The 10,257-nt window shown below is 52.2% G+C and carries 7 protein-coding genes; all 7 read left to right on the forward strand.

The features are described from left to right. Positions 1-542: 542 nt before the first annotated feature. The 7 genes from ACYVHB_RS27235 to ACYVHB_RS27265 all read left to right on the forward strand — a co-directional run bounded on the left by ACYVHB_RS27235 (position 543) and on the right by ACYVHB_RS27265 (position 10,186). Positions 543-3,596: a SusC/RagA family TonB-linked outer membrane protein gene (locus ACYVHB_RS27235; RefSeq protein ID WP_461055050.1), complete on the forward strand. Its 3,054-nt coding sequence runs from the start codon at positions 543-545 to the stop codon at positions 3,594-3,596. 22 nt (positions 3,597-3,618) lie between these two features. Further along, a complete protein-coding gene (locus ACYVHB_RS27240) occupies positions 3,619-5,274 on the forward strand; it encodes a RagB/SusD family nutrient uptake outer membrane protein (RefSeq protein ID WP_461055051.1) in 1,656 nt (551 codons plus the stop codon). Between the two features lie 59 nt (positions 5,275-5,333). Further along, complete coding sequence (locus ACYVHB_RS27245; protein WP_461055052.1) at positions 5,334-6,677, forward strand: alkaline phosphatase family protein; 1,344 nt, start codon at positions 5,334-5,336, stop codon at positions 6,675-6,677. A 1,023-nt stretch (positions 6,678-7,700) separates the two neighbouring features. Beyond that, positions 7,701-9,023 carry a site-specific integrase gene (locus ACYVHB_RS27250; RefSeq protein ID WP_461055053.1) on the forward strand — a complete coding sequence of 441 codons (1,323 nt, stop codon included), beginning with the start codon at positions 7,701-7,703 and terminating at the stop codon, positions 9,021-9,023. Further along, positions 9,023-9,496: a DUF6932 family protein gene (locus tag ACYVHB_RS27255; RefSeq protein WP_461055054.1), complete on the forward strand. Its 474-nt coding sequence runs from the start codon at positions 9,023-9,025 to the stop codon at positions 9,494-9,496. Before ACYVHB_RS27250 ends, ACYVHB_RS27255 begins: the two co-directional genes overlap by 1 nt. Positions 9,497-9,498: 2 nt before the next feature. Then, complete coding sequence (locus ACYVHB_RS27260) at positions 9,499-9,753, forward strand: hypothetical protein (RefSeq protein WP_461055055.1); 255 nt, start codon at positions 9,499-9,501, stop codon at positions 9,751-9,753. 130 nt (positions 9,754-9,883) lie between these two features. Further along, a complete protein-coding gene (locus ACYVHB_RS27265) occupies positions 9,884-10,186 on the forward strand; it encodes a hypothetical protein (protein WP_461055056.1) in 303 nt (100 codons plus the stop codon). The last annotated feature ends 71 nt before the right edge of the window (positions 10,187-10,257 follow it).

Raw genomic sequence — 10,257 nt, forward strand, 5'->3', positions numbered from 1 at the left:
TGGGTAAGGGTTTTACCTGAGTGTTAAATCAATCGAGGCCAATCCCTGCTTCATCTACATTGTCTTCTTCATTTGCGCGTTTAGCTCAACTTAAATTAATCCGTTGTCATTTAATGGGTTCCATTGTCAGGATAGGCCATATCGCTGTTTTGTAAGGTTGTATTTTTCGGTTACCTGCTTATTGGTGACAACGACAGTCGTTGTTAATCTGCGCTTGCCTTCCGAGTTAGTTTGAGTTAAACAATCGCTGCCTTGCTCACAAAATAATACCACATAGATGAGGGTTTGATTAGCATTTGATTAGCGTGACCGACTGGCCCTATATCCTTAGTGGATTTATACCCATACAAGAGAATCAGCTTTGCCGGACGTGGTACGACACGATGCGGAATCCGCAAATTATCTACTTGCGTAGCGGCCCGACTTTACTTAACGGAAACTTAAAGCCGGGTATCATAATCCTAAACGTTCTCACACGATAGCCTAACATAGCCACGATAATCTTGTGCCGGAATTGAGTATACACTTAACAACCGTTCAAGATGGGCTCACAGCTACTAGGAAAGCAAGTGTATTGGGTATGGCAGCTTCTGTTCATCGTCACGTTGCAGGCGATAACGGTGCCGTTTGCGTTCGCACGAACTGTAATAATAATTAGTGGTAGCGTAACGGATGCCGCCAGGCAGGTTTTACCGGGCGTCAATGTTGTGTTGAAAGGGTCGACCAACACGGGAACGACCACCGACGGCAAGGGGCAGTTTCGTCTCGAGGTACCAAACCAGGAGGCCGTACTGGTTTTTAGTTCAATTGGTTACGTTACGCAGGAAGTGGCCGTTGGGGCGCAGTCGGTCCTTACGGTCGTGTTACAAACGGACACCCGGTCGCTGAGTGAAGTCGTGGTCATTGGTTACGGAACCCAGCAGCGGGCCGACGTGACGGGGGCCATTGGGTCGGTGCAGGAAAAAGATTTTAACCGGGGCGTCATTGTCTCGCCGGAACAACTGATTCAGGGCAAACTGGCTGGGGTGAATGTGACGGGTAATACCGGCGAGCCGGGGGCCAACCAAACCATTCTGGTTCGGGGGCCGGGTTCGATTCGCAGTGGTAACACGCCCCTGTTTGTGGTCGATGGCGTTCCTCTTGACAACTCCGTGGTGAGCACCGGTTCGGCCAGCGTGGGCTTCGGCTCCAGTGCCCCGCTGAATCCGCTCAATTTTATCAATCCGTCGGATATTGAAAGCATCGACGTGTTAAAAGATGCGTCGGCAACCGCCATTTACGGTAGCCGGGGGGCGAACGGCGTGGTCATCATTACCACCAAGAAAGGCTCGGTCAAGAGGTCAGGGCTGAGCTATTCCAATTATTTCGGATTAGCCACGATTGCCAACAAGATTGACCTGCTCACGGCGGATGAATTTATACGCTTCCAGGAAAGCAACAATCGACCCGCCAACATCTTTGACCGTAACGTGAGCACGGACTGGCAGGACCAGATCTACCGCACGGCGTTCACCCAAAACCACAACCTGGCCCTGAACGGAGGTTCCGAGAACTCAACGTATTATGTGTCGCTGTCTTTGATGAACCAGGAAGGCATCATCAAAACAAATGAGCTAAAGCGGTACACAGGACGGGTCAATTTTACGCAGCGGCTGCTCGACGACCGGGTTGGCGTGACGCTAAACTTTACGGCGGGTCATACCGACAATCGGGCCGCGCCCCGCAACGACTTCGCCGGAGCCAACGCGGGTAGCCTGCTGCCCGATGCGCTGGGTGCTAATCCAACCTATCCGGTCCGCAATCCCGACGGAACGCTGTTTGTGTTTCCGCAGGGCCGCAATCCGCTCGCCGACCTTGATTTGTTCGACAGTTACGCCCGCACCGACCGGATTTTGGGGAACATCGAAGGTCGATTGAAGCTCATCAAAGGCCTGGAATACCGGATCAACTTTGCCGTCGACCGGAGCGTGGGGAATGGCGAGACGCAGATCAAGCGGAGTGGTCTGCCAAATTTGGATTTTCCTGAAGGCCGGGCCGTTTTCGCTAAAAATGAATCGTCCAGCAACCTGATCGAAAACTACCTTAAATACGCCTTTGCGAAGGGCAGTAATTCGGTCGAAGCCCTGGCCGGGTATTCGTACCAGCGGTTTTTCCAGCGCACGAATTCATCGAGCATCAATAACTTCTCGACCAGCGAGATCGACGCCATTTATAATCCGGGTATCGGCACCAGCCTGACCATCAACCAAAATCCAATTACGGGGAGCGCCAATATCAACGAGTTGCAGTCATTTTTCGGCCGGGTCAACTACGAGTTTGCCGATCGGTATCTGCTGACGGCAACCCTGCGGGCAGATGGTTCGTCCAAGTTTGGCGAGAACAACCGCTACGGGCTGTTCCCGTCGGTTTCGGGGGCCTGGAAACTGAAGAATGAAAAATTCATGGCGGGCATCGGACTCATCAGCGACCTGAAACTGCGGGTCGGCTGGGGTCAAACGGGCAACCAGGAAATACCGGGTAAAATCACGCTGCCACTGCTGACGTCGGGCACTGGAAACGGCCAGGGTTACCCCCTGAGTGAAACCAGCATTACGCCCGGCTACACCTATTCGCGGACGGCCAATCCTGACATCAAGTGGGAAGTGACCACGCAAACCAACATCGGACTGGATTTTGGCCTGTTCGGTGGAGCCGTGTCGGGTACGGTCGACTATTTCAACAAGAACACCAGCGACATGCTGCTGAATATCACCGTTGCCGACCCCATCTCGCCGAACGGGAGTCAGTGGCGCAACGTCGACATGAACGTGATCAACAAAGGGCTGGAACTGGGCTTAAACTATGCATCGCCCCGGAGCAATAAATTCTCATGGCAGTTGGGCGGCAATGCGACGTTCCTGAACAACGAGGTGAAGAACGCCCCGTTCTCGTTCCTGCGCACCGGCTCGCTCAGTGGTCCCGGTCTGTCGGGCGTTACGGCGAGTGGTAACCTCAACGGGGAATCCATCTCGACGTTCTACCTGCTTGACTATACCGGCCTGACCGACACGGGTCTGAACGCTTTTCGAGACGTCAACGGAGACGGCACTATCAACGCCAGCGACCGGATCGTGGCCGGTTCGCCAATCCCGAACTTTACCTATAATTTCAACGGGAGCATCGCCTACAAAGGGTTCGATCTGTCGGTCAATTTTAACGGCGTGTCCGGCAATAAAATCTACAACAACACGGCGAATTCTTATTTCAATCAGCCGCAGTTGGCGTCGGGCCGGAACATCGTCAGCACCGCCGTTACCCCCGGCGAAGCCATCACGAACTCGGCCACGGCTTCGACCCGCTTTCTGGAAGATGGCAGCTTCCTGCGTTTGAATAACGCTACGCTGCGCTACAGTTTCAACGTGTCGAAGACGAACTGGCTGAAGACTCTGTCCCTGTTTGCCACCGGTCAAAACCTGCTGACGATCACCAACTACACCGGCTACGACCCCGAAGTAAACGTGCCCGCAAATGTCGACGGCATTACGGCCTACGGCATTGACATCACCAGCTATCCCCGCGCCCGGACCTTCCTGCTGGGGGTAAATGTGGCTTTCTAACCAACGTTACCCATCTCATACCATGAAAAAAATCCTGTTTTTAGCGCTGGCCTGCCTTACGTTTGGCTGTACCAATCTGGAAGAAGAGGTGCTGGACGAAGCCCTGAATACCGACCTGCTGAAAGGCCCCGGTGCGACCGGGGGATTACTGGCTCCGGTCTACGCCCGCATGAACGGCCTTTTCAACGGCCACGAAGAGTATTTTCTGTTGCAGGAAGTATCGACCGACGAAGCCATTGTGCCGTTTCGGGGTGGTACGGACTGGTACAACGGCGGGGTGCTGATCGAAATGCAGCAGCATACCTGGACCAGCAACCACGGCAGCCTCACCAACGTCTGGAACCAGCTGACCCAGGGCATTGCGCGGGCGGCCATCGCCGAAAGTACCCTCAAAACCCTCAGCGACCCCAACGCTGCCCTGTACGCAGCCGAAGCGCGGGGTATGGGCGCTTTCTATAACTACGTGCTGTTCGATGCATTCGGCCTGTGTTTCTACCGCGATCCGGCGTCGATCAGCGCGGGCACGGGTGCCTCACAAGTGTTTCGGGGACAGGAAGCCATCGACTTTATCCTCCGGGAGCTGGATGCTGTCGAAGGCACGTTGCAGGAGAAAAATGTGGTCAGTGCGGGGCGTTTCACGAAGGGTGCCGTCTGGGCCATCAAAACCAAGCTGTACCTCAACAAAGCGGTATACCTGAACCGCTACGCCACGAGCTTTACCTTCCCGGCCGCCGACATGGACAAGACCATCGAGTTTGCCGATAAGCTCATCGCTTCCAGCCAGTACGCCCTCGAAACGACCGATTATTTCCGGATTTTCGATCTGAACAACCACAATCACCCGGAGCATATTTTCGTGCTCGACCAGCGGGACGATGCCAATAACGGCGGTCGGTTTACGTGGTTTGCTCTGGCCCGCAACCACCATTTCAGCCTGATCAATCCCCAGTCGACCGGTACGGATGGCGCGTCTATCACGCCGGAGTTCTGGGCTACCTGGCAAAACAATCGCAATGATCCCCGTTTCTACAAACAAGTGATTCCGCAGGATGGCTCGGTTACGTCGGTGCCCGAAAGCCGCTGGGGACTAAACCGGGGCTTTTTGCAGGGGCAGCAATACGGCATCGTGCTGAACACGGCCGGAAACGGGTTCAAACGCACCCCATCGGGCGAGTTGGTGATCGAGAAACTTTTCAACAGGGCCAGAACGGGCGAAGCGGTCGACTTTACGGTCGACGTTGACTTCGACAGGAACAGCGGCCACTCCAAGGGGGTGCGGGTCTCTAAATACGAGGTCGACCCCCGCTCTACTAACGGGCGCAACTACTCGCGTATGGACCAGCCACTGATGCGGCTCGGCGACATATACCTGATGCGGGCCGAAGCCAAGTTGCGAAAAGGAGACGTGACTGGTGCGCTCGACGACGTGAATGCTGTGCGCCGGGCACGCAAACACCCGACGTTGCTAACGGCTGGCCAACTAACGCTCGATGCGCTCTACAACGAGCGGGGCTACGAACTGTACTGGGAAATGGTGCGCCGGACCGACATGATCCGCTTCGGAAAGTACGAAGACATGCGGGCGACAAAAAGCGACAAAGACGTCAACCGGCGGGTATTCCCTATTCCGCAAACGGCCGTCGACGCAAATCCTGGTCTGCTACAGCAGAATCCGTAAACGGTTGCCTAATTGTCTTTTTTACCTGGTTTCACCCTGATCATTAACTAACCTAAATAATGAAGAAATCAATCATTTGTTTCATCGCCCTGTTGGTGGCGAGCCTGTTACCACCAGGGTTTGCTCAGCTGAAACCAACAGCCAAACACGTTATTCTGATCTCGGTGGATGGTATGCGCCCTGATTTTTACATGGAAAGTAAGTGGCCCGCGCCGACCCTCCAGGAGATGGCTAAAGACGGGATTCACGCCCGTGGGATGCGCCCGGTGCTGCCCTCGGTTACCTATCCTGACCACATCACCATGATTACGGGAGCCTTACCTGCCCGGCACGGCGTGTACCACAACGATCCTTTCGACACAAAAGGCTGGAAATCGGAAGGGTACACGAAAAGCAGTCAAATCAAGGTGCCCACGCTCTGGGATGCCGTCAAGAAATCGGGTGGTACGGCAGCAAGCATCAACTGGCCGGTTTCGGGCGATGCGCCTGTCGACTGGAACTACCGCTCCTACCGACGGGCGGGCGATGTACAAACGCCGTTTCTGACCGAAATTGAAGAGAACGTAACGGGCAAACTGCCCGCCTATGACCCGGCGCAGAAGTCTACCGATTTCGATTCGTACGCAGCCGATCTGCGGGCCTCTACGGTGGGGGCTTACCTCATCCTGAAACACAAGCCAAACCTGATGACGATTCACTTCGTCACGACCGACCACGTGCAGCACGAGCAGGGTAAGGAAGGCGACAAGGTGTACAAGGCCATTGCTCATGCCGACGTGTGCATCAGTCAGTTAGTGGAAGCGACCAAGAAAGCGGGCATTTTCGAGAACACCGTTTTTATCATCGCGGGCGATCACGGTTTTGAAGACCGCCACACCCAGTTGGCCTGGAACTCGTTGCTTATCAAAGAAGGCTTGCTGGAAAATAAACCCGATCGCGGCAACTGGAAAGCGTGCTTTAAAGATCAGTTTCTGATGCTCAAAGACCCCAACGACAAAGCCACCCTGGCCCGCGTCCGGAAGCTGCTGGACGAGCAACCCGCTCCAATCCGCAAACTATACCGCATCGTGGAACGCGCTGAACTGGACAAATACGGGGCTGACCCAACCGTTGTACTCGCCGTGCAGACGGTGGAAGGCGTGGTCTGTACGACCCGCTTTAACCAACCCGAGCTGGTGCAGTCGACCCCGGGTGGTTCGCACGGGATGCTGCCCGACCGGCCCAGTCTGAATGCGGGTTTTGTGGCCATCGGTCCGGGCTTACGGAAGAAAATGACGGTCCCGACGCTCGGTATGGAAGATGTAGCACCGCTGATTGGCTACACCCTCGGACTCGATTTCAAAGCCCCCGACGGCATTCTTTACCCCGGCATGATTGCGGAAGAATACATCAAAGGATACTAACGTCGGTCGCTGACCAACGGGAAACTCAATACACTTAATCAATCATGAAATGCTTTTATAAAAGCGGTCTGGCTCGTTTACGGGCACTCGGCCGTTGCCTGACGGTGCTCTTAAGTTTCTTAGTTGTCTTGATATAGGTTGTCAGATTTTCACCAAAAATCGACAACCTATATCAAGACAAGACAGTTGTTGACACTTCTCAACTTCGGAATGCCAACGGTTAGTGTCAGTAAGCCACCGCTTACAGCAGAACAAACAAAGATTATACCTTACTGGGCCATTTTTTGGAGTCGAATAATTTCTGCTCTTAGCTTAACGGGAATCATCTTCGGTATCGGCTGGCGAATTCGTCGTAATAGACAAAGCTATAATAGATGTGGTTGGAAACTGAACTTACTCAGTCCGAAGGCAACGGTGTTACAGACTGCTCCGGTGCATACTCAGTTGTAGAACCGGTCGGATCGCACCGGCGTTCCTGTAAACTTTCCATAGAATAGAACCAGTGGTAATTACAGTCGTAAACGCCTATTTACATTGAGCAGAAGGGACGAAAAATAAAATGTTCTTTTTCCAGAATTAAACGAGCGGTATCCTCAATCAACACAAAGGCAACCAAGCCGTCGAGCAAATCGTCCGCCAGCCCGACATTCGTCAGACTACCCATACCACCGACACCAACCCGAAGTATTAAGCTATCATTCGGTACCGAACTGCCCTTATTCGTGCTGTTACATTATTTTGTATGTAAATAAAAAAGCCAATTAACCCATACACGAGTTAATTGGCTGATAGTCAAGTGCACTCGTAGGGAGTACATACTTGTTACTCTTACTTAATTGTTATTTGTCTATATGAGCTGAAAATCAACGATTTAAAAGTGTACGTTTGCGCACATTAACTGAAAATAATTCAAGAAGATTAAGTAAAACCGTCCCCTATACCGTCCCCCGTAGTATATTTACCGAACAAGTTCAGACCACTGACTACGCCGGACCAACGGCATTTGACCAACCAAAAAAGTTTATGCAGACCTTTTCTGATAAGGCCCGGTTTGTGCTGAAAGAACCAACCAGTAATAAACCGACGCTCATCCTTCTCCTTTACCGTTACCAGAACGAGCGGCTGAAATATTCAACCGGCGAAACCATCCATCCCGATCAGTGGGATGCTGCCACGCAACAGGCGCGAACGGATCAAAAGAACAAGAAAGACCGCGAATTTTACCAGGCCATTAATGCTCAGCTCGCCCGGCACCGCTCGACGGTTAAACGCGGGGTCGCTCAACTGACGCTTGCCGAGGTCGCTCCGACCGTTGACCAACTTCGGGCCTATCTGGACAAAGAATTCAAGAAAGAGCCGACGGCCTTAAAAAAAGGGCAGGAGCGGCCCGTCACCTTTTTCGCCTTTACTGAGCAATTCATCGAGGATTGTAAAACTGGTAAACAACTGACTTCAACTAATCGCCGGTACTCCATTGGTACGATTAAGAATTTTAGAATGACCGTTAACCACCTGTTGAAGTTCCAAACCGTCTACCCCAGTCGGCTCGACTTCGACGCGTTCAACATGACTTTTTATGAAAGGTTTAAGAAACACCTCACTACGGCTAACTATTCGGTTAACGCAATCGGCAATCTGATAAAGATGCTGAAGATAATGCTCAAACGAGCCTACCGAGACGGGTTGCACACAAACGATATCTTCAGGCATGAAGATTTTAAGAAGATGCAGGAGGAAGTAGAAACAATCTACCTGACCGAAACCGATTTGCAGAAATTGTACGATGCCAACCTCTCGGAACATCCCCGGCTGGATACCTTACGGGATACGTTCCTGATTGGTTGCTACACGGGTCTGCGATTTTCGGATTTTATGCAGCTGCGACCGCAGAATATTATTCACGACGGTCAGATTTTGAGCGTGCTGACCCAGAAGACCGGGACGCGGGTGTCGATACCCCTTAATCCCAAAGTTTTGGCTATTCTGTCTAAATATAATAACCAGACGCCCCGGGTGCTGAGCAATCAGAAGTTTAACGACTACCTGAAAGAACTGGCTAAAGTGGCAGGCCTGACGGATCTGGTACAAACGGCGCGAACAAAAGGAGGGATGCGCATGACCCGAACGGCGGAGAAATGGGAGTTGGTCACCACACATACTGCCCGGCGTTCGTTTGCCACCAATGCCTACAAGGGGGGCGTTCCCACGATTGATATCATGAAAATGACCGGCCACAAAACCGAGACCTCATTTATGAAATACATTAAGGTGTCGGGAGAAGAAACGGCGATTCGGTTGCTGGGACACTCGTATTTTCAGGGATCAGCCCTCAAAATCGCACGGTAATGACCGTTGATTTACAGTTTGATGCCAGTGGCTATTTGCAACCTCACGAGCCTATCCTGACGGATTTGGCGACGGTAGAGCGGGTGTTTGTAGAGGAGTTTGCGGAGTCAGCGACGCGTCGGGGATTGTTCGTCAGGTATCAAGAGTACGTTGACCAGTTGCGCGCATTCATGCCGGGCGGATTTAGCCAGTGGGTAGACGGGAGTTTTGTCGGCCAAAAACTGAATCCGCGCGACATTGATTTTGTGACGTTCGTGGACTACCGAATCTACCAACAGAATGAACCAGCCATTGACAACCTGCGACGTTTACGGCTCGAGTGGGGGATGGGCATGGATGGGTTTTTTGTGAAGACCTACCCTGATGACCATCCGGAATATAGAAACTACCGGGCTGACTTGATCGAGTGGGAACACCGGTTTAGCAGGACGCGCGATTTCAAACATAAAGGATTTATTGAACTCTTTTACTAACTATGGAACCCTATCAACTGATTGACGCCGACGACCTGCCCAAAAACGCTGGACAGCGCACGCGGATGATTGCCCGGTGTGCTGACCTCATCGAGCGCACGAACATGGCCCTTGATCGCCATACGGCGCGGTCACAGCCTGACGAGTTGGCCATTGAGGAATACACCGAACTGCGGGAACGCTACGTGCAGGAGCTACGCGAATTACTCCAGGGACTTCGCCTTGAGGGGGACATTCACATTCGACAGGCAGCCTAAAAACACAGTAAACGCCCTGACCAGGCGAATTGCAATTGTGGCCAGAGCGGAGGCCATTCCTACTTTAATTACCCCGGCAACGGGGGTTTTAAAATCCATACTTTAACCTGAGTTCAGACCCTAACGAATAATGGATGCAATTAAAACTGACGCCTTAAAATGCATCGACTCTGTGCGTTCTGTTACCAAAGAATTCACAGATATACTTGAGCGCTTAATGAAAGTAGGGCGGCCTGGCTCAGAAAACTGGGTTGGAATGAAAGGTATGGAATCGGATTTATTAAAGAAGTTGGAAGACGAGATTAAGGCTCTTGAAGAAGTTTATGGTTTGTTTCAACGTCATGAACGTCAGTTTAATACTCTTCGCCGAGAAATCATGAAGGAGGTTAAAGAAAATACAATAAAAGCGCACATTCACATTTGCAGTGCATAAAACTCATTCTGAGCAAATTCAGCCGGGCTTAGATAGCCCAAAGTTTTGCGAGGTCGTTGATTGAGTTGATC

Source organism: Spirosoma arcticum, assembly GCF_054779955.1.

Bases quoted from the DNA above. Each gene is read 5' to 3' on its own strand.
- ACYVHB_RS27235 (WP_461055050.1), top strand. From the start codon at position 543: ATGGGCTCACAGCTACTAGGAAAGCAAGTGTATTGGGTATGGCAGCTT.
- ACYVHB_RS27240 (WP_461055051.1), top strand. From the start codon at position 3,619: ATGAAAAAAATCCTGTTTTTAGCGCTGGCCTGCCTTACGTTTGGCTGT.
- ACYVHB_RS27245 (WP_461055052.1), top strand. From the start codon at position 5,334: ATGAAGAAATCAATCATTTGTTTCATCGCCCTGTTGGTGGCGAGCCTG.
- ACYVHB_RS27250 (WP_461055053.1), top strand. From the start codon at position 7,701: ATGCAGACCTTTTCTGATAAGGCCCGGTTTGTGCTGAAAGAACCAACC.
- ACYVHB_RS27255 (WP_461055054.1), top strand. From the start codon at position 9,023: ATGACCGTTGATTTACAGTTTGATGCCAGTGGCTATTTGCAACCTCAC.
- ACYVHB_RS27260 (WP_461055055.1), top strand. From the start codon at position 9,499: ATGGAACCCTATCAACTGATTGACGCCGACGACCTGCCCAAAAACGCT.
- ACYVHB_RS27265 (WP_461055056.1), top strand. From the start codon at position 9,884: ATGGATGCAATTAAAACTGACGCCTTAAAATGCATCGACTCTGTGCGT.